The following is a 24,176-nucleotide window of genomic DNA, read 5'->3' on the forward strand; positions in this document are numbered from 1 at the left end:
TCCAGAACAATTATTCAGTATGGAAGACATATTCATTGGCTAAACAAGAGTTAACCCAAATACCCCTGTCTAATATTGTGTTAGGGCTTACCATCAAGCTCCCTTTGCCGTGGACAAAAAACCCTTTCTTTATTAATAAAATTAAACTTGAACACGCCTCTCAAATTGCAATTATCAATGAGCTTGATATTGACTTTGTTTACGTGATTTCCGGGCACGAATTATTGCCTTTAATAGAAGACACTGTCGAAAGTATTGACGATGTCACTGAGGACGTGGTTGAAACTGATCATAAAAGCTTAGCGAAAAAGTCGATGCGCTTAGGCCAAAAACGTTTTATTAAAGCCATTAACGATAGCCGTAATATCTTCAGCAAAGTAGTCAGTGATCCCGAAGGCATGTACCGTGAGTCTGCAGGCTTAGTTGAAGAGTTAATTGATCATTTATTTGAAACGGATACGGTTAATTTATCGTTAGTCGATCACGGTGAAAAAGATACGAGTATTACAGCACATGGTATTTCAATCGCGGTACTGTCGATGGTGATTGGTCATGCAAATGGTATGGATAAATCAAAGCTGAGAGACATAGCTTTAGGTGGTATATTGCATGATATTGGCAAATTAAAAGTCCCGGATGATATTCGCAGAAAACATGGTGAGTTAACTCAGCCTGAAATGAATTTCATGAAAATGCATCCTAATTTAGGATTTGATTTAGTCAACCGCAGCAACCTTTTTCCTAGTGCAGTTCTCGATGTGATTTTACATCATCACGAGTTTATTGACGGTACAGGCTATCCAGACCATTTAACAAAAGACGACATTTTAGAAACCACTCAAATAGTGGCATTAGTGAATGATTATCAAATGTTGTTGCATCAATATCACTCTCCTCAGTTGGCATTGGGAGTATTATTTAAACAACGTGTTGGTAAACATTCTGAGCATTTAATCTCACTTTTGGTCAAAGTATTGGGAATTTATCCACCGGGCACTTTAGTGAAATTGTCCGATGATCAAGTCGCAAAAGTGATGATGACCACTGGTGAGGTAAAAAAGCCACACGTTTGGGCATGCAATGTCAAAGGCGGCAGTGCCAGTTTACGCTTTTTAATTGATGGTGAAGTTGAAATTGTTGAAGTGATCAAAAAAGACACCTTAAGCGATGGGGCGATCAAAACATTGCAAGCCGATAACGTCATCAATTTTTACTTCAATCATTTTTCTTATCAAGGCGCTTTATGACATCGGTTACCATTATTGGCTGTGGTTGGTTTGGCTTCCCATTAGCAAAATCACTTATTAAGCAAGGATATAGTGTAAAAGCTAACAAGCGATTACCGCAGGATTTAAATCAGTTATCCCAAGTAGGTATCGATGCGTATCAATTTGACTTAGCAGTAGAAAATACCTTCAATGCCGCAAGAGAATTGTTGAATACTGATATGTTAATTATCAATATTCCCCCCGGGCTCCGTCGTGGTGAAACTGATTATTTAGCTAATCTACACGTATTAACTTCAGCTATTGGCGATAAGCAATATCAACGGATTATTTTTGTTAGCACCACCGGAGTTTATCCTAATGAAGATAAGGTGATGACAGAAAATGATGCACAACCACATAGCTTGGTAAGCGAAACCTTGTTGCAAGCGGAATCGATGTTTGCCAGCATGAATAATAGTTGTATTGTTCGTTTTGCCGGTTTGATTGGGCCCCAAAGACATCCTGGACGTTTTTTTGCGGGTAAATCCGATGTCAGTGGCGGTAATGTTGCGGTAAATCTAGTCCATCTTGATGATTGTATTGCCGCGACAAGTTTAATTCTCAGAGCCCCTGAAGTTGCCAAAGTCTATAATCTGTGTGCTCCAGAGCATCCTGCTAAAGCAGACTTTTACCCCTATGCGGCAACACATCTTGGTGAAATAGCCCCTCAGTTTAATCAGCAAACGGCACCGAGTAAGATTATTGATGGTAATCTGATTTGTCGGCAATTAGGATTTAGCTATCATCACACCAATCCAATCAAAATGCTTGATGCTTGCTAAGCCACCATAGGGTATAATTTTCGTTTGATCTCGTTAATTTAGATAATCAAGGTGATACCACCCATGGTAGATTTTCCATTATTACCCGGCGATGAGTTCGTTGAACTTTATAAAGTTCTGAAAGTACAAGGTTTAGTAAATGGTGGTGGCGATGCAAAGCATGTTATCACTGAAGGGCAAGTTACCGTAAATGGTGATGTTGATACCCGTAAACGTAAAAAGTGTGTCGTGGGTGATGTGATTTCATTCAACGGCCAAACGATTAAAATTGTGGCTGCAGTTTAAGGAAAATCCCATGCAATTCCCTGATGATGATAACGGACAAATGCTTGCGGCAATGGCCGAATCTGGTATTGATTTGACACGTGAGTTAGAAGTTGATTTTTTTCTCGTTTTTAAAGATAAGCGTGATGCAGAGTCTGCTTTAGAAGTATTAACCCAGCAAGATGAGCAAGGTGAGTTAGAACTTCACTTTGATGAAGAAGCGAATCAATGGGAAGTGATTGTGAGCATTCAAATGGTGCCTGAGTATGACTCCCTGAATACTAAAGAAACTCAATTAAATGATTTTGCCAAAGAGTTTGATGGTATTTCTGATGGTTGGGGCGTGATGCAACACCAAGATGGTGACGGTGAGTTTGCCGATGATCATGTGCATGGTGAACATTGTCATCACTAATAATTCAGTCCCATGTTTTGATAGCTCGATTTTGTAGAATGCTGTTATTTTACTCAATTAAAGTAAAAACCACCTTTTAGGTGGTTTTTTTATGGGTTAATACATAGGATATTCGCCATTCACTGAGCAAATAAATGGATTATTATGGCAAGGCATATCAGTTTTGGTACCCCAGTTAATGATGCTGAACGTTGGGCATTTGCATTACTCACCGAAGAATTACCTGAAGATTACTTACTGCTGACCAATGTTGAAATTCCAACTCCGACGGGTCAAGCAATGGAAGTGGATGCTTTAGTAGTAGGCGAGTGGGGCGTTTATGTGGTTGATGTTAAAGGTTACATTGGCCGTTTAAATGCCGGTTTACATGCGTGGTCACTCGATGGACGAGATGTCGATAATAGTTTATCAAAAGCCAATTATGTTGCCCGAGTACTTGCTGGCAGGTTAAAACACAAAATCCCTGTAGGGGTTTATGCCCCTTGGTGTCAGGGAATGGTGTTTGTAACCGGTCGAAAAGGCGAAGAAATCTTAGTTGAAAAAGACCATGGTAAGCTGAGCATTTATACCCCAGCCAAAATTATTGCCGCGCTGACAAAAGAGTGGGGGCTAACCGCGCCACATAAGCATGCCGTGACCAAAGCTCAAAAAGAAATGGTTTTAGACACTATTGGACAAGTGGCTGTTGTCGAGCAGCGTAATAATAAAATTCAAGATTTTATTAAAATTAAGTGCTTGTTTTTACAACAAGGTTTAGAGGTTTGGCAATCTGAATATAACCCTGGCGGGTGGACAGCCCCTTGGCTGTTGAAAGTGTTGGTGATGAACCAATTTGAGAATCAACAGGAAGCTGAAGCGCATGAGCAAAAGCTGAGAGATGAATTTAAGCGAATGCAGTCGTTATCCGGTTGCAGCTGTGTGCCATTTTGTGCGCCGCTGATTAATGATGGTGAACAATTGGTGTTGCCAATTCGAATGCCGCGGGGTATTCCGCTTAATATATTTGAAGTAGAACAACAAAGTACCTACCAACTTTTAGAAATTCTTAGAAGAAGTCTTAGTGGTATCCAACAAATTCATCGCCGTGGCTTTACTATTGGAGGTTGGGATAGTCACTGTGTATTCATATCCGATGATGCTGATGTTGAGTTTATAGATATCAAAGACAATTTAACCACCTCTGCTGACATTGCTCAATATGCTAAGGCATTTCTAATGTTGGCGGAGCGCACCAGACAGCCTAGAATTTTCCATTGGTACCGTGACGCCGCCAAAGGTAAAACCATTGATTTAGATGGGATCCGTTGTGATTTGTCAGCATTAATCGATCTAGGCGTGTGTGACACTGTGCCTGATCATATTGCCATCGAACGCGGTACCGTTATCGATCATCACTATAGATTAACCCAATTTATAGAATCGACAGACCGCAGCCAGTTATGGCAGGCAATACACATTCAAGGTAATTACCCTTGTGTGGTCAGTATTTACAGTGATGTCGAAACCCAGTGGTCTTCTTTGAGTAATATCTACCGAAGTTTGTCGAAAATTTATCATCCCCACATTGAGAAAGTATTGGGCTTTGGACAGTTGCCTCAATCTAATGAACTTTTTATTGCTAGGGGGTGGGCGCAAGGCGTTTCGCTTGATGAAGTTAACAACATCCAAGTGGGTCAACCTTTCAATTGGTTTTTACAGTTGTTATCAGCACTGCAATATCTGCACAGTGTAGATATTTATCATGGTGCTATTTGCCCTAAAAATATTATCTGCTCGCAAGAAAAAGCCACCTTGGTGAACTTTGGAGTTGGGCTTGATGTGGCGGCCACTCACTACGCATCACAATATGCCGACCCAACCTTATGGGCTGTAGAAGGTGATGCGGAAAAAGATTTATACGGTTTGGTGGCAAGTTTTATCGACTCATTAGTGCCTAATTATTTAAAAGGGGGAAGCGGCGCTGACGGAATTGTGAATGCATTAATGCAGTATGATAAATCATGGTTTGGCGATGCTTTATTTGATGCTTGTTTACGAATATTACGTTTTGAATTTCGCATCGCGCCTAATCAAACCTATGCAGAGCAATTGGGTTTAACTGAAACCGAAATTATTCAAGCGGGACTGTAAGCATGTGCGACGCTACTCAAATACTTCATCACTAATGTGAGTGCATGGTTTATAAAATAAACCGCAGTTTGATTAATAATGCCCCATTTAACTGGGGCATTCTATTTTCCTGCCTTGATACTTTGTAATTCTGTTTTAAAGCAGGTTTAATATCTCTCTTTGCCTGTTCTGGTTATGACCCATGTTTGAACTTACTTTACAAATTGGCCTGATTTTATTTGCCGTTGCCTTGCTTGCTGGTTTTATTGACTCTATAGCTGGTGGTGGTGGCTTGATCACAATACCAGCATTGATGTGGGCAGGTTTACCTCCAGCTGCCGCATTGGGTACTAATAAACTGCAAGCTTGTGGTGGCAGCTTTTTTGCGAGTTTATATTTTATTCGTAAAGGGATGGTCGATCTTAAAGCAATAAAACTGTCGTTAATTTGTGCTTTTATGGGTGCGGCAATCGGTACCATTTTAGTGCAGATGATTGATGCTGAACTTCTTCAGTTGGTACTGCCTTTTCTTATTTTGGCAATTGGCTGTTACTTTCTGTTCTCTAAAAAAATAGCTGAAGATGATCGCCAGCAAGTATTAACGCCAACCTTGTTTGCGTTTACGGCCGCATTAGGCGTGGGATTTTATGATGGCTTTTTTGGACCTGGCACTGGCAGTTTTTTTGCTTTAGCCTTTGTCTCCTTAGCAGGGTTTGGATTAGCCAAAGCCACCGCACATGCCAAGGTGCTTAATTTTTCCACCAATATAGCGTCATTAATTTTCTTTATCATTGGTGGTCAAGTTGCTGTAGTGCTAGGGCTGATTATGTTAGTCGGTCAGGCGATAGGCGCTACGTTAGGCTCACGATTAGTTATGAGCAAAGGCGTGAAAATTATTAAGCCACTAGTGGTTATTATGTCATTCGCCATGAGTATTAAATTACTGTGGTCGCAGTATATGTAACCCTTGCCCATTTTTATTGAATGAGCATGGTAGCAGCCTTGTTTAGGCCGTCATTAGATTAAAAGGATTTTATGCGCATCATACACACTTCAGACTGGCACTTAGGTCAGCATTTTTTCGGTAAGAGTCGCGCCGCCGAACATCAAGCATTTATGGCATGGTTGCTGGAGCAAATCGAACACTATCAAGTTGATGCGCTCATTATTGCCGGTGATATTTTTGATACTGGCACGCCACCAAGTTATGCCAGAACCCTTTACAATCAATTTATTGTGCAAATGCAGCAATCTGGTTGCCAGCTTATTATTTTAGGTGGTAACCATGATTCAGTCTCTATGCTCGGTGAGTCAAAGGAGCTATTAGCTTGCCTGAATACTTTAGTAATTCCTGGTGCGCTATCAACACCCGCAGATCACGCCTTTGAGATAACTAATCGCCAAGGTGAACCTGGCGCTATTGTGTGTGGTTTACCTTTTTTACGCCCCAGAGAGTTAACTCAAAGCCAGGTTGGCGAAAGTGCCAAAGATAAACAAGCTAAATTGGGCAATGCTATTGCTGAGTATTATCAAGCCAGTTTTGAGCAAGCCACACAATTAAAACTTCAACATCAAGCGCTAACGGGTAAAACATTACCCATAATCGCCACCGGTCATTTAACTACGGTTGGCGCTAGCACCTCAGAATCCGTGCGTGATATTTACATCGGTAGCTTAGATGCCTTTAATGCCAATTTGTTTCCTTCAGCGGACTACATTGCATTGGGTCATATTCATCGGTCACAAAAAGTGGCCAAAACAGAGCATATTCGTTATTCCGGCTCACCAATTGCACTAAGTTTTGATGAACTTTCTAGAGACAATCAAGCTGATAAAAGTGTGGTGCTAGTGCAATGGGAGCAAGATAAACAAATGCAGGTTAATACTCTTGATATCCCGATGTTTCAACCTATGCAAATGCTCAAAGGTAACCTTACGCAAATAGCTGCACAGGTAGCACAGTTTGCTGATTATTCAGAATCCTCCCCCTCAGCTTCGTTTGGCAATACTTGGTTAAGCATTGAAGTGACAGAGCAAGATTACTTATCAGATTTACAATCGCGGATTATCGAGTTGACCCAGCATAAAGCCATCGAAGTACTTCAGCTTAAACGTGCACGAGCAAAGCGTAAGTCGCTGATGCAAAGCCAAAAAAATGAAACCTTGTCTGAGTTATCGGTTAAAGAAGTGTTTCAGCGCAGAATAATGCAAGAGCAGTTTGATGATGAAGTATTTAAACAGCGGATCATGACCAAGTTTGACCAATTGCAGCAAGCAGTTGAATTGGCGCAGCAAGCGGAGCATAAATAATGAAAATTCTGTCTCTGCGTTTCAAAAATATTAATTCACTCAAAGATGAATGGAAAATTGATTTTACAGCCAGTCCATTTGCTGAAAATGGTCTGTTTGCCATTATTGGGCCCACGGGATCAGGTAAAACCACTATTTTAGATGCGATTTGTTTAGCGCTTTACCACAGAACACCACGTTTATCTGTGATCTCAAAATCAACAAACGAACTCATGACCCGGGGAACAAGTGAGTGTTTGGCAGAAGTTGAATTTGAAGTAAAAGGTGTTGGTTATCGCGCATTTTGGAGTCAAAGGCGTGCTCGAGATAATGCTGATGGCAACTTGCAGGATGCACAAGTCGAGTTGGCCCAAATAGCTGACGGCAAAATTATTGCCAGCCAAATAAAAATAAAATCGGATGCTATTGAGAAAATCACCGGTTTAGATTTTGCGCGTTTCACTAAGTCCATGATGTTATCGCAGGGTGAGTTTGCGGCATTTCTCAATGCTGATGCTAATCTCAGGGCTGAGTTACTTGAAGAGTTAACCGGCACCGAAATTTATGGTTTGATATCTGAACGAGTGCATCAGGAGTTTAGCCAATCGAAGCAGCAATTACAGTTACTCGAAAGCCAAATCAATCATGTTCAGGTATTAAGTGCTGAGCAAGTAATAGAAAATGAAACACTGCAGCAAACGTTAAGCTGCGAATTGCACAAAATACACCTACAAATTGAATCTAAAAAGCTATTTTTGCAGTGGCATCAGCAATTCAGTCAATCCACTCAGCATCATTTAGTTTGCAAGCAAGCGCTTGAAAAGGCAAAACAAGCGATTGAGAAGCAACAAGGTGAATTGCAAAAATTAGTCGAAAGTGAACCTGCGCAGCAGCTTAAACCCATATTTGAACAGCGCACCTATTTAGCTAAAAAACTGGCTGATTTATCGACCCAAATTGAAAGCTTAAGTCTACAGTTAGAGCAATCAAACATTAAGGTTGGTCAGAATGAACAGGCCTATATTAATCAGCAAGTATCAGTTGATGCGGCTAAAACCACACATAAACAATTATTGTTATTAATTGACCAGCAAATCATCCCCTTAGATCATGATATTAAAGTGCTAAAAATGCAGGTTGAGCGAGAACAGCAAACACTTGCCAAGCAGCAGCAGGAGCATCAGGGAGTGAGTCAGCGGTTAGTCGATACTCAGCACTCCATCGCAAATATTAACCAAAATCAGCATCATTTAACGACTTTAGTGGATCAGTTTCCACAGGGGCAGGTTATTGCTCAGCATATAGCATCGTGGAAAACTCAATATCAGCAATGTTTGTCTCAGTCTCAAAGCCTGCAGGAATATCGCGCCGAGATAGAAGTGCATACTCACGCATCGGCAATGCAGCAACAGCAAATTGATGACGTCCAAAAAAATATTACAGTTAATCACGAGCAAGTTGCGCTTGTGGGTAGCGAGCAAAAAGCACTACATGATGTTATCAATCAATTGTTAGCGGGCAGAACTGAAAGCGACTTACAAAATGAATATCAGCATCTATTAGAACAACAAAGCTTACGTGAAAAACTAGCACAACTTGCCCAAGATTATGCGCAGGGGCGGCAAGCATGCGCTGAGGGAGAGCAAGCTATTAAGCGACGTCAACTTGACATGGCTGCTCAAGATAAAACTCTGACCCAAACACGGGGGCAGTGGAGCGATAAAAATCAGCAATTAAAAGATGTACAGCAACTCCTTAAACAAGAGCAGCGCATTGCCGATCTAACCATTGAGCGAGCAAAACTGGTTGAGGGTGAACCCTGTGCCTTATGTGGCTCAACTGAGCACCCTTTAGTTTCTTCATATCAAACACTGGACTTATCGCACACTGAGCACAGGGAAGCGGCATTGCTCGATGAGCTTGAACGACTCAAAAAGTTAGGCGAGCAGCAAAAGCAAGCGCTAGTAGAGTTGACTTATATGCAACAAAATCAGCAAAGTGCAATGCAAGAACTGCAAGCCAAACTGCTGCAATATCATCAGCAAGCAACCGCCTGCTGTCAGGCTTTGGGTGTCAGTTTTGATTTAGATGCTGTTCAATGTCAGCAAACTATCACTGATTATATGACCAGTGTGGATGATCATAAAAAGCAGCTGTCAGGTGTCATGTTGCAGCTCAAAGCCGTTAACGACTCAGCTAGCCAATTGATTGAGCAAAAGACTCAATTGGAACAGCGTCAAAACGCCGACAATAGTAAACTGCAGTTGGCACAGCTTGAACTGAAATCGGCGCTGCAGCAGATTGATAAGCACAATCATCAAATTAACTTAATTGAGTCAAATTTAAGCGCCATCAAACAACAGTTACTTAATCATATCCAAAAGTGTGACTTACCCCTACCCGAATGGGCTGATATAGCTTCATGGCTATACGCACTTGAGGCAGATATCCAGCAATGGTTAGATGCTCGTCAAACACAGGAAAGCAACCGCCAGCAATTGGCATTATTGGAGCAGGAGTCGCAGCAATACCAGTATCAAGCAACTCAAAACACTGAACAAATCAGTCTGACTCAAACAGGCCTGACTAAAACGCAACAGGATTTACAATTAAAGCAGCAACAAAGAGCGGATTTATTGGCTGATAAACAAGTCGATGAAGTCAAGCACCAAAGCGAGCATGAGTTGGGGCGACAAGAAAGTGATTTGCAGACCAAACTCGCTCGACTGCAAGAAAGTAAGACTCAAATACAAACCTTAACAACCCAAAAACTGGGATTGAGCCAACAGCTTGAATTAGAGCATAAAGACCATCAACAGGTGGTTGCACGTTGGCATCAAGCATTAGCAGCCAGTCCATTTGAAAATGAACATGAATTTCAACATGCATTGTTGACGCCTGAAGAGCATCAAAGATTAACAGCATTAAAACGCCAACTTGATAATCAATTACAAGAGTCGCAAGTGCTATTCACTCAAGCGGCTAACAATAACCATGAATTACAACGTCAAGGTGAACAGCAAGCTTTTAATGTGCTGCAAATTGACGAGGTCAACTTAGAACAGCAAGCACTGCTTGAGCGTCAGCATCTTCAGCAGCAGACATTATGGCAATGCCAACATACTTTAAAGCAAGATCTTGAGTTAAAGGCGCAGCAACAAACTTTACTGAATCAATTTACCCTAGCTAAGCAAGATTATGACGATATTGCTTATTTACATGGATTAATTGGTTCACAAAAGGGCGATAAATTCCGACGTTTTGCTCAGGGGTTAACACTTGATCATTTAGTTGAGTTGGCAAACAGACAATTAGACCGGCTGCATGGTCGTTATCATTTAGAACGTAAAGATAGTGAAGCTCTTGAACTGCAGGTTTTAGATACATGGCAAGGAGATGCTATTCGCGACACTCGAACCTTATCCGGCGGCGAAAGTTTTTTGGTCAGTTTAGCTTTGGCGTTGGCGTTATCCGATCTTGTCAGTCACAAAACCAGTATTGATTCGTTATTTCTTGATGAAGGCTTTGGCACTTTAGATAGTCAAACGCTAGATACTGCGCTTGATGCTCTGGATAATTTAAATGCTTCAGGAAAAATGATTGGGGTCATTAGCCACATTGAAGCGATGAAAGAGCGCATTGCTGTACAAATAAAAGTCAATAAAATAAATGGTCTTGGTGTAAGTAAACTACAAAATCAGTTTGCTGTGAGTTGAGTCAAATTAGAGTGTGATCTGGCTCAATCTACTGCTAATAGTGGCATTCAGCTTAAAAATTAATGTAAAAACACAGCATTTTATATTTGTAATATGACAATAATTTGATATAACAGAGCACATGAAATTTTATCATTCTGTAGTAATGTATCAGTTGATACTTGTTAATGATAAACGCTTTAATGATTAAACTTGCATTAACACATTGATAACATGCAATAAAACTTTCAATAAAAGTAAAACTTTTAATAACGACAAATAATAACAAAGAACTTTTAGGTGGATTACAGATTGCTAACGAGTAAAATTATGGGCTTTGAAAAGCCATCAGCAAGTTTATCTAACTTGCCCAATTTGCATAAAAAAGTCTTACTGGCGAGTGTTTTTATTATTGGTGCAGCGATATTATGGCCGACTCAACAAGAGTTTTCATCACAACGCATTCCGGTCGCTCTCGATATTGACTCATTAATTCCTAATATCAGTGCACCAGCAACAATTAATACCAAGATTAACGAACCGACGCCTATTCTTGAACATGTTATTGCTCGAGGGGATACCTTAAGTAAGTTGTTTGAAATGGCGGGTATCGACCAAAAAACCATGTACAAAGTGCTTGAAGCCGATTTAGAGGTTTTAGCATTGGATACCTTAATACCAGGGAACCGCATTCAGTTTTGGGACGATGGCAATGGCCAGCTTACTAAAATGGAATTGTACTTTACCCCTGCACATCAAGTCGTTTTTACTCGTTTTGAAGACGGTACTTTTGAAGTCGAAGATATCAATATTGAAGGTATGTGGCAAAACAGGGTGATTGGTGGTGAAATTAATGGCTCTTTTTATGTTTCGGCAAAAGCGGCGGGTTTAAGCGCAGCAGAAATTGCTAAAGTCGAAAATTTGTTAAAAAGTAAATTAAACTTTGCCCGAGAATTACGCGCAGGCGATCGTTTTTCAGTATTGATGAATGATCAATTTATTGCCGGTGAATCTACCGGTAATACCAACGTCGAAGGTATTCAAATTCATACGGGACGTCGAGATATTACTGCATTCCAGCATCTTGATGGCAACTACTACGATGAAAAGGGCCAAAGCTTAGCCCCAGCATTTCAACGTGTGCCGTTATATAAAAATTACCGCATGAGTTCACGATTTAACCCAAAACGTAAACACCCAATTACCGGACGTGTTCGTCCACATAACGGTACCGACTTTGCAACACCTGTAGGAACCAATGTGGTTGCTCCCGGTGAAGGCGTGGTGACTTTGGTGGCAAACCATGCGTTTGCAGGCAAGTATATTGTGATTGAACATGACAACAAAGTGCGTACGCGTTATTTGCACCTATCCAGTTTTAAAGTGAAAAAAGGTCAACGTGTTAAGCGTGGTCAAGTTATTGCCTTATCGGGTAACACAGGCGCATCTACCGGCCCTCATTTACATTATGAGTTCCATGTTAATGGACGCCCGGTTGATCCAATGAAAGCCAATATTGCAGAAGCTAAAACCTTACCCAAAAAAGAATTATCTGAATTTGAGTCAATTGTAAGAAGTCGCAAAATGATGATGGAACTCGGTTAGGGTTAACGAACTGATTTGCACGAATAAACAGCAGCCTAAATGGCTGCTGTTTTGTTTTGAATGACATCAATTTCGATAGTGGTAAGGAGAGTAAATACACAGCGCTATGTGTGGCTCTCGATTGGCGGTTGTTTAAGCTGGCGCTAGCCTTTAAAATATCATCAAGTTATTACTTTATTGCAGCTTATGTCTACGCTGCTGCCAATGGAAACCTCACATGATCCGCTTTTCAAATGCAAAGCTAACCTTCAATCCGTTAGCTTTTATTTTATGTAGCTCTCTAGTTTGCATCAATACTGCTGCGCAAGCATCTACTGAACCGCTAAATAAGCAAAATCAGTTTACCCCGATGCAAGTCAATGTGCCTGTGGGAGATAAATTTGATTGGCTTCAATTGAATAGTAATGAATTACTAAAAGGCGAAATTAAGTATCTTTATGGTAATAAGCTCGAATTTAAAAGTGACCAATTAAATACACTTGTTGTCGATTGGGAAGATGTGATTGTGTTGCAAAGCCGCGGGGCGGTAAGCATAGGTTTTATGGATTTATCAACCCGAACTGGACGTTTGCTGATCCAAGATGGTCAGGGTTATCTTGATGGTGTCGCTTTTGATGTTAACGACATTATCACCATTATTAGTGGTGAGCAGCAAGAAGCGAACTATTGGTCGAGTTCAATATCCCTTGGGGCAAACCTGCGTTCTGGGAATAATGAACAAATAGATTATTCAGCAAAAGCTAGGATAAGTCGCAGAACAACGGAGTCACGTTTTAGATCTGATTACTTGGGTAATTACAGTAAATCTGGTGATGAAAATACCACCAACAATCATCGTGTAAATAGCTTCTTTGATTGGTTTTTATCAAATCAATTCTTCTTAAGGCCGGTATTTGCTGAATATTATACCGATCCTTTTATGAACACGTCATCGCGGGTCACCTTAGGTTCGGGTGTGGGTTATAGCATTATTGATACAGCTAAAACGGAATGGAGTATCAGTGGTGGTCCTGCTTATACCATGACACAATTTAAACAGGTTGAAGTGGGTGAAGATGATAATGACAACAGTGGCACCTTAGTCATTGATAGTACGTTCACCACTGAATTATCAGATGATATTGATTTTAATGCTGATTATCGCATGCAGTTAGGTAACCAAAATTCTGGCGGTTATACTCATCATGCTTTAGCTGGCATAGTCGTTGAGTTAACCGATTTGTTTGATCTTGACTTGTCATTAGTATGGGATAGAACCAATAACCCTCGAGCAGAGACGGATGGACAGATCCCTGAAAAAAATGATTTTCAGCTTATTATTGGGTTCGGTGTAGATATTTAGTTTTTCAGTTGAATATAAGCGCCTAGAAAGGCCGTTCTTCTTGCGCAGTCAATTTAACTGAGTTGAAAATGATGGGCTTATGTTCTTTTAAGCTCATCATTGTCGTGATCAGTACGGCGATTGTCCCACTTCTTCGGCCACTAGCCATACCCGCATATCAAATTCAAGTTGGTGATAATCTGCCAGCATAAAAGTACATAATTGATAAAAGGCTTTGTTATGTTCTTTTTCACGTAAATGTGCCAATTCATGTACAACGACCATTTGCAGCAATTCAAAAGGCGTATGCTTTAAACGCGACGAAATTCGGATTTCGTTTTTGGCTTTAACTTTGTGCCCTTGACGTCGATTAACGTATGAATGTAAGCCTAGGGCATGGTGGCTTAAGTTAATTTTTTCATCAAAAACCACTTTAGCTAAAGGATCTGATTGACGCATATGAGCATTTTTTATCGCAATAGTCATCTCATAAAGTGCTTTGTCAGTGCGTATTTCATGGATTTTGGGGTAGCGTTGTAAAAAATGCTCTGCAAGTTTGTTGCTATCGACTAATGATTGAATTTGATTAACAATATGAGGCTGATAGCCCGATAAGTATCGCATTGCACTGCGTTCACTTTGCTGCTTTTTAATGTCATCGCTGGTGATAAGCTTACTCATGTCCATTTTGGGCTTAAGAGACTGACTCGGCGACTTTAACGGCATCTTTGGTGGGGCTTTGGCGGTTTTTTTAGTGATAGGCATAATCGAAAGCTTCAAACAAATTTTGCGCTAAAAACAAGGTTTGGTTGTTAATAGCGCACCAATCTTCAGTGGTCATTCAGCTAACTGTCGCTGAGTTAGACTTTACCGAAAATTAACCGGTTATGATGTACGTAAGCTACTTCAAAGGCATTTTGTTGCACACGTTTTAAGTCTAATGAATCAAAATCTGCTTGCGGTGGATTACGCTTTAGTTGCTCTTTAACCGTCACTGGCGAAATCATTACAACAGGTAATTCGGTTAATTGGATAGCCGCTTCTAATTTGAAGCTAGTTGCACTGCCCGCTAGTTTACCTTTTTGTTCGCGTTCAATAATGGCAATTTGATCAATTTTGTAATCTTCCATTAGCTTATGAAAAGCAAAATGAAAATCACGAATTGATTCTGTTGACGCTGAATCTGAAACCGCGAATGACACTTTACGACAACTTGGTACATTGAAGGTTTCGCCTTCATAGCTCAATAAACTGATGATGGCTTCGCCACCTTTTAACTCTACACCACAAACTTTCATGTTAATCCTTACTCTACACTGTATTCAAATGAGTGGCGGGGGTTAACCGCCTCAATCACTTAATTTTTAATCTTCACTATCTTTAATATCTTGTTCACTAATCGGCAGCGGTTTAGCTTTACGGCGCATAGGTGCATCACCGACATCGACACCGGTAATAAATCTTTTATCGCGTTTAGGTGCAGCTTTAGGCTTTTGTTTCGCTTTTGCTGCGGAGGCTGATTTAGTCTTGGCCTTAGCATTAACGGCTTTAGCATCTGCTTGCTTAGCAAGTCCAGAAAACTTAGCTGGTAAGCCCTCGATGGTGCTAAACTCGAAGTTTTTACGTAAGAATGATTGCACCTGCAAAAAACTTTGCCAATCTTTAGGGCCAACAAGAGAAACCGCTACACCTTTTGCACCAGCACGACCTGTACGACCAATACGATGTACATATTCTTCGGCAAATTTTGGCATGTCAAAGTTAACCACTAATGACACATTAATTAAATCTAAACCACGAGATGCAACATCCGTCGTAACAAGAATTTGCTGCTGACCACGGCTGAATTGATCCATAATCTGGTTACGTGCTGATTGCTTTAATTCACCGCTTAAAGCCGATGTTGAAAAACCTTGTTCAGCAAGTAATGTCGCTAAGCGCTCAGTGTCAGCTCTGGTTGCCGTGAACACAATCGTTTGCTTGTTTTCAGGCTGCTTTAATAGGTGGCTGAGTAAAGCCTGTTTGTGATCTAAATGATCAGCAAACAGCATTTTCTGCTCAATGTCTTTATGTTCAGCGTAACTTGCACCAATTGCGACGTGGCTTGGGTTATTCAACAATGTAGTGGCAATGTCATTAATGCTTTGATGATCTAACGTAGCAGAAAACATTAATGTCTGACGGCGTTTATGGTCGGCGGCATCATTAATGGCTTTCAATTGCGGCGCAAAACCGAGATCTAGCATACGGTCTGCTTCATCTAGGATCAGTAACTCTAAGCCATTTAAAAATAAATGCCGTTGTTGCAAATGGTCAGCAATTCGCCCAGGTGTGGCCACAATAAAATGCGGTTCACGGGCTAAACCTTTAGCTTGGTCATTAAAGTTTTCACCACCGAGCACGCTCATGGCTTTATATTGGGTGTTAGCTACCAGTAACCTAAGCTGGCCATATACTTGCTGTGCAAGTTCACGGGTAGGCAACAAAATGAGTACGCGAGGGTCTTTTTTCGACAGTGCTCTAGTCGAAATAATCCGCTGCATTGCCGGCAATAAAAATGCTAAGGTTTTTCCTGAGCCAGTTTTCGATGACGCCATCAAATCTTTACCCGCAAGGGCAATCGGTAAGGCTTGTTCTTGGATCTCTGTGGGGGTAGTGATACCCATGTGCTTCAAACTGTCTAACAAGCGTTTATCAAGCGAAAAATCAGAAAACTGCAAAGGTGGATCCCCTAAAAAATAATAGCCCGACATTATAGCTGTATATACTGGCTATAGCCAATAACAGCTTGCTTGTTTATGCTATCAATCGAATAAATCAACCGTATGCCAAAGAATTATGATGTTTATGGTTTGCTGTGCTGATCTTTCGAGCTACAGCAATGTAAAGTACGCTTGTCGGTTATGTAACGTGAATTGAGCGTATGTAATATAAAAATCACTTTTAAGATTTACATTAAGCTCAGCCACTCATTTGTACGACTTGAGCCAACAATGGTTTTTGTTAAAACACACATACATAGTATTAATAAAAAAATCGGCAATTAACTGAATAACAGTATAATTCTTGCCTTAGTTAAGATGTTTGATATATGCATTTTAGGCTTACGCTATTCCAAAGGAATTTAGATACATGGTAGCTATTCATCATTCAACCAAAACAAAACCAACGATAGGGCTAGCCCTAGGAAGTGGTGCAGCAAAAGGCTGGGCACATATTGGTGTGCTAGAAGGATTGGCTGAACTTGGCGTTTATCCTGACAAAGTCGCTGGTTGCTCTGTTGGGGCATTAGTGGGCGCAGCATATGCTAATAATAATCTGGCTGAATTAAAAACTTGGGTATGTGGTTTTTCAAGTTGGGACGTTATTGGTTTAATGGATATCAGCTGGCGAAAAGGCGGCTTAATTAGCGGTGAGAAAGTGTTTGATGTGATGTCCGCCCGCATTGGTGCAATTGATATTGAACATTTAGCTAAACCTTTTGCTGCCGTTGCCACCGATTTGTATACCGGGCAAGAAATTTGGTTTAGACAAGGTCCATTACGAAATGCAGTCAGAGCCTCTTGCTCAATGCCTGGTTTTTTACCCCCAGTTCAACAGGCTGGCAGGTGGTTGGTTGATGGCGCTGTGGTAAACCCTGTTCCTGTGTCTTTGTGCCGTGCGCTTGATGTTGATATTGTAATTGCCGTTGATTTAAATGGTTATCGACGCACCCAGCTACAGATATTGCCGCAGCAGATTAATAATGAAAAATCGATCATAGTTGATAAAACGGCTGTTCAAACTGAGCAACAAGAATCTGGTTTTATGGATTTGCTGGGTAAGGGCAAAGATTATATCGCCAGTTTAACCGACAAGTTTGCACTTGGTAGTAAATCACACCCAGGTATGTTGGCGGTCATGTCTCAATCTATGGATATTTTAGAGCAAAGACATAAACGGGCGCGATTGATGGGTGATCCACCAGATATCTGTATTATTCCAAATGTGACTGACATAGGTACCATGGAGTTTCATCGCGCTGAAGAAGCCATTGCTGCTGGCAAGAAAGCGGTTGAAGATATCGCTCATTTAATTAATGCATCGATTAAAAACTAACTTAAAATCCTTGTAATAGTCCGTTTAAATGCAACGGTCAAGTGGCAAAACGATGATCGCTGCAGTGAGTCGCACAAATTTATCTTGCTTTCCTTTAGCGTAAATAATGATGATCCAGATCAATGCGAATTATGATTAGTTAGCGCTTAATACACAATATATAGTGTTTTATGTGTTTTGTATGTCGATATATAGTTTGACAGTGCTAAGGGAGAATAAGTCATGTTGGTTGTAATTAAACGGGACGGTTGCCGTACGGTATTTGATGTAAGTCGAATTGAAGCGGCAGTCATAGCAGCAATGGAGTCAGCTGGGCAATCAGACCTTGATTATGCAAATTCTTTAGCCGCGGTAGTCGAAAAACAGTTTGCAGGACAGGCAGAAGTGGATATTCACCAACTGCAAGATGCGGTTGAAAATATCTTAATGTCTGGCCCGTTTAAATCCGTTGCGCGTCATTATATTGAATATCGTCATGATCGTGATGTCAGTCGCGAAACCAAAAGTAAGCTAAATCGTGAAATTCGTGGCTTAGTCGAGCAAAGCGATAGCAGTCTTTTAAATGAAAATGCCAATAAAGATGCCAAGGTCATTCCTACACAGCGTGATTTACTTGCAGGCATTGTTGCAAAACATTATGCCAAAACCCATTTGTTACCAAAAGATGTGGTGGTTGCCCATGAACGGGGTGAATTACATTACCATGACTTAGACTATGCACCATTTTTCCCTATGTTTAATTGTATGCTAATTGATTTAGCAGGCATGCTGACCCAAGGGTTCAAAATGGGCAATGCAGAAATAGAAACTCCAAAATCAATTTCAACGGCAACAGCTGTTACCGCGCAAATTATTGCGCAAGTGGCCAGCCATATTTATGGTGGCACGACCATAAATCGTATTGATGAAGTATTAGCTCCTTTTGTTCAGAAAAGTTATCAGAAGCATCTCGTCATAGGTAAAAAGTGGTGTGTGAATGATGCCGAGGCCTTTGCCACAGCGCAAACTGAAAAAGAGTGTCACGATGCCTTTCAATCACTTGAGTATGAAGTCAATACTTTGCATACCGCTAACGGTCAAACTCCTTTTGTCACCTTTGGTTTTGGTTTAGGGGTTAGTTGGGAGTCGCGTTTAATTCAACAATCTATTTTAACCGTGCGTATGGAAGGATTAGGGAAAAATCGTAAAACGGCGGTATTTCCAAAATTAGTTTTTGCGATTAAAAATGGCATCAACCATAAATCTGCTGATGTGAATTATGACATTAAACGCCAAGCGTTAACCTGCGCCAGTATGCGTATGTACCCAGATATTCTAAATTATGAACAAGTTGAAAAAGTCACAGGATCGTTTAAAACCCCTATGGGGTGTCGCTCATTTCTAGGGGCATTTGAACAAAATTGTGAGTTGGTGCATGAAGGGCGTAATAATTTAGGTGTGGTTAGCTTAAACCTGCCTCGTATAGCCATAGAAGCTAAAGGTGATGAACGTCAATTTTATGCGCTGTTGGAAAAGCGATTAGTGGTTGCTAAAAGCGCGTTAGATACCCGTATTGCTCGCTTAGTTGGTGTAAAAGCTCGTGTTGCTCCAATCCTTTATATGGAAGGCGCTTGCGGCGTGAGGTTGAAAGCGGATGATGACATTAGTGAAATTTTCAAACATGGCCGCGCATCTATTTCATTAGGCTATATTGGTTTACATGAAACAATTAATGCGCTTTATGGTAGCCAAACTCATGTATTTGACGATAAAGACTTACGTGAAAAGGCTATTGCGATTGTGGCGTATTTAAAGCAAAAAACCCAACAATGGAAACAAGAGTCGGGCTATGGTTTTAGCTTATACAGTACCCCGAGTGAAAACCTCTGCAGCCGCTTTTGTAATCTCGATGCCAAAGAGTATGGTGTGATAAAAGGGGTAACCGATAAAGGTTACTACACCAATAGTTTTCATTTAGATGTTGAAAAGAAAGTAAACCCGTTTGATAAAATTGATTTTGAGCAACCTTATCCTGAAATCACCAATGGTGGGTTTATTTGCTACGGAGAATATCCGAATATGCAACACAACATCGATGCACTTGAAGATGTGTGGGATTACAGCTACAGCCGTGTACCTTATTACGGCACCAATACCCCAATTGATGAATGTTATGACTGTGGTTTTTTAGGGGAGTTTAATTGCACCAGTAAAGGTTTTGTCTGTCCTAAATGTGGCAATCATGAACCCAGCCGCGTGTCTGTGACTCGTCGTGTGTGTGGTTATCTTGGTAGTCCTGATGCCAGGCCGTTTAACTATGGTAAGCAGGAAGAGGTTAAGCGACGAGTGAAACATATATAATGTTTTATAGTGCCTATCACAGTATTGATGTTGTTAACGGCGAGGGGACACGATGTACCTTGTTCGTTAGCGGCTGCGATCATGCTTGCAAAGGGTGTTATAATCAGTCTACTTGGCGTGTTGATGCTGGGCATCAATTTACCCAGCAACTTGAAGATAGAATTATTGCCGACTTGAATGATACTCGTATTCGTCGTCGAGGTTTGTCTTTAAGTGGCGGCGATCCACTCCATCCAGCAAATGTTTCAGCCGTGCTGCAATTGGTTCAGCGAGTGAGACATGAGTGTATCGATAAAGACATTTGGTTGTGGACAGGTTATCAAATGAGTGAGTTAACTACAGCACAAGCAGCCATAGTTGCGCAAGTCGATGTAGTCATTGATGGCAAGTTTGAACAAACACTGGCCGATCCGTCATTGAAGTGGCGTGGTAGTGCCAACCAAATAATTCATACTATTAGCAAGGGCATTTAACGCTATTTTATGTGTGTATTAATGAGCAAAATTAATATTGCTAGTTGCTAGTTGCTAGTTGCTAGTTGCTAGTTGCTAGTTGCTAGTTGCTTTTGTTGTATAAGCTTAAGTTCAAACTCTTCAACTGACAGCGGCTTAGCAAATAAATAGCCTTGATATTCATCACAGCCTTCTTGTTGCAACAACTGACGTTGGGCTTCTGTTTCAACGCCTTCGGCTACTATTTTCATACCAAGATTATGACCCAATTGAATAATGGTTCGCACGATCATATGGTCATTTTGTTTTTCGACACAATGATCGATAAAGCTTTTATCAATTTTTAAAATATCCAGTGGTAAACGGCCAATTTGGCTCAACGATGAATAAGCTGTACCAAAGTCATCAAGTGATAAACGCACGCCAATGTGTTTAAGCTTATTTAATACGGCGATATTGAGTGCCGGGTTATCCATTATCCAGCTTTCAGTTTGTTCAATCTCGAGGGATTCCGCAGGGCACTGATGCTCAGTTAATATAGCTAACACATCTTGACAGAAACTAGTTTGCTGCAGCTGAACCGAGGACACATTCACGGCAATACAGCGGAAGTCGTAGTGCTCACGCCATAGCATCAGTTGTGCACAGGCCGTTGACATCACCCATAAACCCATTTCAATTATGCTGTTACTTTCTTCGGCGATATTAATAAACTCAGCAGGGTTGATTAAACCATACTTAGGGTGCCGCCAACGTATTAAGGCTTCAGCAGAGTAAAATTTTCCTGTGGTTAAACACACTTTGGGTTGGTACAGCAAAAATAGCTCATTCCTTAGAATGGCTTGCTTTAAATCATTTTCTAATTCGTGTCGTTTGACCAGCTCTTCCATCAGCTGATTATCATAAAAAGAAAAGTTATTTTTGCCGGCATACTTAGCACGGTACATCGCCATATCTGCATTGCTACATAATATTTCTATCTCGCTGGCATCGGTAGGGTAGGAGGCGATACCTATACTGGCCGTTACTGTGTAGTGTTTATTTAATAAAGTGTAGGGTTGCTGACACAGGGTTAACACTTTTTGGGCCAATGATTCAGCCTTTGATTGCAATAATTTGGGGCTGTCATCTAATATAAAGGCAAATTCGTCGCCACCAATTCGATACGCATAACAATGTCGGTCCACTAACTTTGCAAAACGATCTGCCACCATACGTAATACTTGATCGCCATAGATGTGCCCAAGTTGATCATTAATTTTTTTAAAGCCATCTAAGTCGACAATTAATAATGCAAAGTGGTGTTGGAGTTCCCCTAATGTCGTTTCGGACTTTAACTCATACATGTGCTCCATAAACTTTTTTCGGTTTGGTAGCCTAGTTAAGTAATCGGTATAACTTTCAGAACGAAAATGATGCATTTGTCGTAATGATTTTTGTTGAAAATACACCATAACGGTTGCGAAACTTGTTATCACGACTAACTCGATAATGTCTTCAATAACATCACTTAGTTCGTGGGCATCTATAGAAGGGAAATAAGCAGAAGTGAGCAATACACTGATAACAATGGGGTAGAAACTGCCTGGGTGAACGGATAAATAGATAAATGGCAGTAGGATATATAGCTCTTCAATTTCCTCTAAATCAACAGGATAGTACAAGCCAACAAAGAGTAAAATTAAAACAGATACACTACTTAGGCTATTTTTGAAACGGCTGTGGTTGACTAAAAATGCTGCGATGGCTAAACCTAAGCTAATGGAATACGCAATTTTAGCGACGCTTACTTGCGGTAACGATAACAGCAGATAAGCAGACAATCCGATAATGAAAATGAAAATCATTTTTCCAAAATTTTCAGCATCCCATTGATGAAAATGAAAGAGTCTACGCATTGACAATGTTGTCTCCATTATCCATTTAATTATTATTTAATACTCATAATATTAGTACATTACACAAACTATCATTTATTGTTAGCCAAATTAATCAGTCTACAGGTTAATGTAGACATCATAAAGTCATTCACGAATGTTGCATTCAATGGTTAGCGTTTTGATGCAGATTGTTATTTCGCGTTAAGGCAATTGACTACTGCCTCTTAGCTGGCGACGGTAGCGTTTTGTTCTGCGGCGTTTTTTTATTTGGTCGATGAGCAAACTCAAAAAAGGTGAGTCAGTTAATTTAGGGGTATCCCCCAAACTCATGCGACTCAGTTGTCGCTTAATAATTGCCATTGTTGCAAGTGCTGCTAAGGTTTTGTTTGACCAGGTAATCACGGGAATGCGAAGTCTAAATTCCGGTGTTTTAAACCACATATTAATCATATCGGGTCGATATGCTAGTGCAGTTGCTAAGCCACATAAACTAAATCCCGCATTAATCACTTTTTGTGCCACAGCATATCTTTGAATGCCGCCAGTTAACATTAAGGGGATAGGCGAGCGTTGGACCAATTTTTCAGTAAAATCTAAAAAGTAGGCTTCACGGGCTAGCGTTCGATCATCTGCACTTTGGCCTTGCATGGCAGGAGCCTCATAACTACCACCAGATAACTCAACCAAATTAACATTATGTTCGGCTAACCAATTGATCACTTGTTCAGCATCCGCAATATCAAAGCCGCCACGCTGAAAATCTGCTGAATTAAGTTTTACGGCGACATCAAAATCAGCGCCGCAGATTGCTCTGACTTGCTTAATGACTTCAAGTAATAATCGGGCACGATTAGTTAAACTTCCTCCCCATTGGTCACTACGCTGGTTAGTTAAAGGTGACAGAAATTGTGCCAATAAATAACCATGTGCAGCATGGATTTCCACCCCATCAAATCCTGCTTGCTTGGCTTGCAAAGCACTTTGCCCAAACCGGTGAATGATGTCTTGTATTTCCTCTTCAATCATTGCTTGTGGAATAGAGAACATGTTGGAGTGCTTGCCAAGATTGATTGCAATCGCTGAGGGAGCAAGATTTTTACCTCCCATTGCTTTGAACACTTGTCGCCCTGGGTGATTTAGCTGCATCCAAACTTTCGTGTTGTTGCTTTTGGCTATTTCTGCCCATTTTTTAAAAGGCGCTAACGGGGTTGTTTGTTCTAGTGCGACACCACCAGGTCCAGTCATCGCCCATTTATCAATCATCACATTGCCTGTAATGATAAGACCTACACCTCCATCAGCCCATTGCTGATAAAGATTAAAAAGTTTCTTATCAGGTAATTGTTGGTCATTGGCGAGGTTTTCCTCCATGGCCGCTTTTACAAATCTATTTTTTAATGTCGTGTTAGGGCTAACCTGAAACTCGCTAAAAAGTGATTGCGGCATGTTGATGTGCTCTTTTTATAGTGGAATAAAATCAGCATATCGCTAAAGACAAGCTCAATACCAGCCGAAGTGGTAAATATTCTATTACTATTATGCACAAACCTTTGATTGATGTTCGCAAATTAGCGCGCTTTGGGTATATAATTCCCACCTTAAATTGCGATCTGGTTTCATATTGAATAGTGTCTATTTAATCCGCATGGCAATTGTCT

18 protein-coding genes are annotated in these 24,176 nt (G+C 40.7%); 13 read left to right on the plus strand and 5 right to left on the minus strand.

The features are described from left to right. The first annotated feature begins 35 nt into the window (after positions 1-35). The 10 genes from IEY03_RS14715 to IEY03_RS14760 all read left to right on the plus strand — a co-directional run bounded on the left by IEY03_RS14715 (position 36) and on the right by IEY03_RS14760 (position 13,769). Entirely contained in the window at positions 36-1,247 is a 1,212-nt protein-coding gene (locus tag IEY03_RS14715; protein ID WP_188843046.1) for an HD-GYP domain-containing protein, read from the plus strand. Then, positions 1,244-2,050, plus strand: coding sequence for an NAD-dependent epimerase/dehydratase family protein (locus tag IEY03_RS14720; RefSeq protein ID WP_188843048.1), 807 nt, complete (start codon positions 1,244-1,246; stop codon positions 2,048-2,050). Before IEY03_RS14715 ends, IEY03_RS14720 begins: the two co-directional genes overlap by 4 nt. A 63-nt stretch (positions 2,051-2,113) precedes the next feature. Next, positions 2,114-2,335: an RNA-binding S4 domain-containing protein gene (locus IEY03_RS14725; protein WP_188843050.1), complete on the plus strand. Its 222-nt coding sequence runs from the start codon at positions 2,114-2,116 to the stop codon at positions 2,333-2,335. A gap of 10 nt (positions 2,336-2,345) precedes the next feature. Next, positions 2,346-2,729 (plus strand): ribonuclease E inhibitor RraB, encoded by a 384-nt coding sequence (locus tag IEY03_RS14730; protein WP_188843052.1) that lies wholly within the window; start codon positions 2,346-2,348, stop codon positions 2,727-2,729. A gap of 144 nt (positions 2,730-2,873) precedes the next feature. After that, on the plus strand, positions 2,874-4,859 hold the full coding sequence (locus IEY03_RS14735) for an NERD domain-containing protein kinase family protein (RefSeq protein ID WP_188843054.1): 1,986 nt from the start codon (positions 2,874-2,876) through the stop codon (positions 4,857-4,859). Between the two features lie 181 nt (positions 4,860-5,040). Then, positions 5,041-5,802 (plus strand): TSUP family transporter, encoded by a 762-nt coding sequence (locus IEY03_RS14740; RefSeq protein WP_188843056.1) that lies wholly within the window; start codon positions 5,041-5,043, stop codon positions 5,800-5,802. 71 nt (positions 5,803-5,873) lie between these two features. Then, positions 5,874-7,148: an exonuclease subunit SbcD gene (sbcD, locus tag IEY03_RS14745; RefSeq protein ID WP_188843058.1), complete on the plus strand. Its 1,275-nt coding sequence runs from the start codon at positions 5,874-5,876 to the stop codon at positions 7,146-7,148. Further along, a complete protein-coding gene (locus tag IEY03_RS14750; protein WP_188843059.1) occupies positions 7,148-10,843 on the plus strand; it encodes an AAA family ATPase in 3,696 nt (1,231 codons plus the stop codon). Before sbcD ends, IEY03_RS14750 begins: the two co-directional genes overlap by 1 nt. 309 nt (positions 10,844-11,152) lie before the next feature. Beyond that, positions 11,153-12,427, plus strand: a complete 1,275-nt coding sequence (locus IEY03_RS14755) for a peptidoglycan DD-metalloendopeptidase family protein (RefSeq protein WP_188843061.1) — start codon at positions 11,153-11,155, stop codon at positions 12,425-12,427. A gap of 217 nt (positions 12,428-12,644) precedes the next feature. Continuing rightward, positions 12,645-13,769, plus strand: a complete 1,125-nt coding sequence (locus tag IEY03_RS14760; RefSeq protein ID WP_188843063.1) for a DUF481 domain-containing protein — start codon at positions 12,645-12,647, stop codon at positions 13,767-13,769. Between the two features lie 108 nt (positions 13,770-13,877). Here IEY03_RS14760 and IEY03_RS14765 read toward each other — a convergent pair whose 3' ends face one another. The 3 genes from IEY03_RS14765 to IEY03_RS14775 all read right to left on the minus strand — a co-directional run bounded on the left by IEY03_RS14765 (position 13,878) and on the right by IEY03_RS14775 (position 16,468). Continuing rightward, entirely contained in the window at positions 13,878-14,372 is a 495-nt protein-coding gene (locus IEY03_RS14765) for a YgjP-like metallopeptidase domain-containing protein (protein WP_373290877.1), read from the minus strand. A 236-nt stretch (positions 14,373-14,608) separates the two neighbouring features. Next, positions 14,609-15,046 carry a DUF3010 family protein gene (locus tag IEY03_RS14770; protein WP_188843065.1) on the minus strand — a complete coding sequence of 146 codons (438 nt, stop codon included), beginning with the start codon at positions 15,044-15,046 and terminating at the stop codon, positions 14,609-14,611. Positions 15,047-15,112: 66 nt separating this feature from the next. Next, positions 15,113-16,468: a DEAD/DEAH box helicase gene (locus IEY03_RS14775; RefSeq protein ID WP_188843067.1), complete on the minus strand. Its 1,356-nt coding sequence runs from the start codon at positions 16,466-16,468 to the stop codon at positions 15,113-15,115. Between the two features lie 412 nt (positions 16,469-16,880). Between IEY03_RS14775 and rssA the strand changes: the two genes are divergently transcribed. The 3 genes from rssA (at position 16,881) to nrdG (ending at position 20,659) form a co-directional block, all read left to right on the plus strand. Next, complete coding sequence (gene rssA, locus IEY03_RS14780; RefSeq protein WP_188843069.1) at positions 16,881-17,846, plus strand: patatin-like phospholipase RssA; 966 nt, start codon at positions 16,881-16,883, stop codon at positions 17,844-17,846. Between the two features lie 222 nt (positions 17,847-18,068). Then, positions 18,069-20,186, plus strand: coding sequence for an anaerobic ribonucleoside-triphosphate reductase (gene nrdD, locus IEY03_RS14785; protein ID WP_188843071.1), 2,118 nt, complete (start codon positions 18,069-18,071; stop codon positions 20,184-20,186). Further along, positions 20,186-20,659, plus strand: coding sequence for an anaerobic ribonucleoside-triphosphate reductase-activating protein (nrdG, locus tag IEY03_RS14790; RefSeq protein WP_188843073.1), 474 nt, complete (start codon positions 20,186-20,188; stop codon positions 20,657-20,659). Before nrdD ends, nrdG begins: the two co-directional genes overlap by 1 nt. Before the next feature lie 68 nt (positions 20,660-20,727). Here nrdG and IEY03_RS14795 read toward each other — a convergent pair whose 3' ends face one another. Together IEY03_RS14795 and IEY03_RS14800 are read right to left on the minus strand one after the other, a co-directional pair. Next, complete coding sequence (locus tag IEY03_RS14795; protein WP_188843075.1) at positions 20,728-22,536, minus strand: putative bifunctional diguanylate cyclase/phosphodiesterase; 1,809 nt, start codon at positions 22,534-22,536, stop codon at positions 20,728-20,730. Positions 22,537-22,719: 183 nt separating this feature from the next. Continuing rightward, positions 22,720-23,964, minus strand: a complete 1,245-nt coding sequence (locus tag IEY03_RS14800) for an NADH:flavin oxidoreductase/NADH oxidase family protein (protein WP_188843077.1) — start codon at positions 23,962-23,964, stop codon at positions 22,720-22,722. Between the last annotated feature and the right edge of the window lie 212 nt (positions 23,965-24,176).

Source organism: Shewanella aestuarii (genome assembly GCF_014647215.1).
Lineage (GTDB): Bacteria > Pseudomonadota > Gammaproteobacteria > Enterobacterales > Shewanellaceae > Shewanella > Shewanella aestuarii.

Excerpts from the sequence above, each read along its gene's own strand:
- IEY03_RS14720 (WP_188843048.1), top strand. The coding sequence starts at position 1,244 with ATGACATCGGTTACCATTATTGGCTGTGGTTGGTTTGGCTTCCCATTA.
- IEY03_RS14725 (WP_188843050.1), top strand. The coding sequence starts at position 2,114 with ATGGTAGATTTTCCATTATTACCCGGCGATGAGTTCGTTGAACTTTAT.
- IEY03_RS14730 (WP_188843052.1), top strand. The coding sequence starts at position 2,346 with ATGCAATTCCCTGATGATGATAACGGACAAATGCTTGCGGCAATGGCC.
- IEY03_RS14735 (WP_188843054.1), top strand. The coding sequence starts at position 2,874 with ATGGCAAGGCATATCAGTTTTGGTACCCCAGTTAATGATGCTGAACGT.
- IEY03_RS14740 (WP_188843056.1), top strand. The coding sequence starts at position 5,041 with ATGTTTGAACTTACTTTACAAATTGGCCTGATTTTATTTGCCGTTGCC.
- sbcD (WP_188843058.1), top strand. The coding sequence starts at position 5,874 with ATGCGCATCATACACACTTCAGACTGGCACTTAGGTCAGCATTTTTTC.
- IEY03_RS14750 (WP_188843059.1), top strand. The coding sequence starts at position 7,148 with ATGAAAATTCTGTCTCTGCGTTTCAAAAATATTAATTCACTCAAAGAT.
- IEY03_RS14755 (WP_188843061.1), top strand. The coding sequence starts at position 11,153 with ATGGGCTTTGAAAAGCCATCAGCAAGTTTATCTAACTTGCCCAATTTG.
- IEY03_RS14760 (WP_188843063.1), top strand. The coding sequence starts at position 12,645 with ATGATCCGCTTTTCAAATGCAAAGCTAACCTTCAATCCGTTAGCTTTT.
- IEY03_RS14765 (WP_373290877.1), bottom strand. The coding sequence starts at position 14,372 with ATGCGATACTTATCGGGCTATCAGCCTCATATTGTTAATCAAATTCAA.
- IEY03_RS14770 (WP_188843065.1), bottom strand. The coding sequence starts at position 15,046 with ATGAAAGTTTGTGGTGTAGAGTTAAAAGGTGGCGAAGCCATCATCAGT.
- rssA (WP_188843069.1), top strand. The coding sequence starts at position 16,881 with ATGGTAGCTATTCATCATTCAACCAAAACAAAACCAACGATAGGGCTA.
- nrdD (WP_188843071.1), top strand. The coding sequence starts at position 18,069 with ATGTTGGTTGTAATTAAACGGGACGGTTGCCGTACGGTATTTGATGTA.
- nrdG (WP_188843073.1), top strand. The coding sequence starts at position 20,186 with ATGTTTTATAGTGCCTATCACAGTATTGATGTTGTTAACGGCGAGGGG.
- IEY03_RS14795 (WP_188843075.1), bottom strand. The coding sequence starts at position 22,536 with ATGCGTAGACTCTTTCATTTTCATCAATGGGATGCTGAAAATTTTGGA.
- IEY03_RS14800 (WP_188843077.1), bottom strand. The coding sequence starts at position 23,964 with ATGCCGCAATCACTTTTTAGCGAGTTTCAGGTTAGCCCTAACACGACA.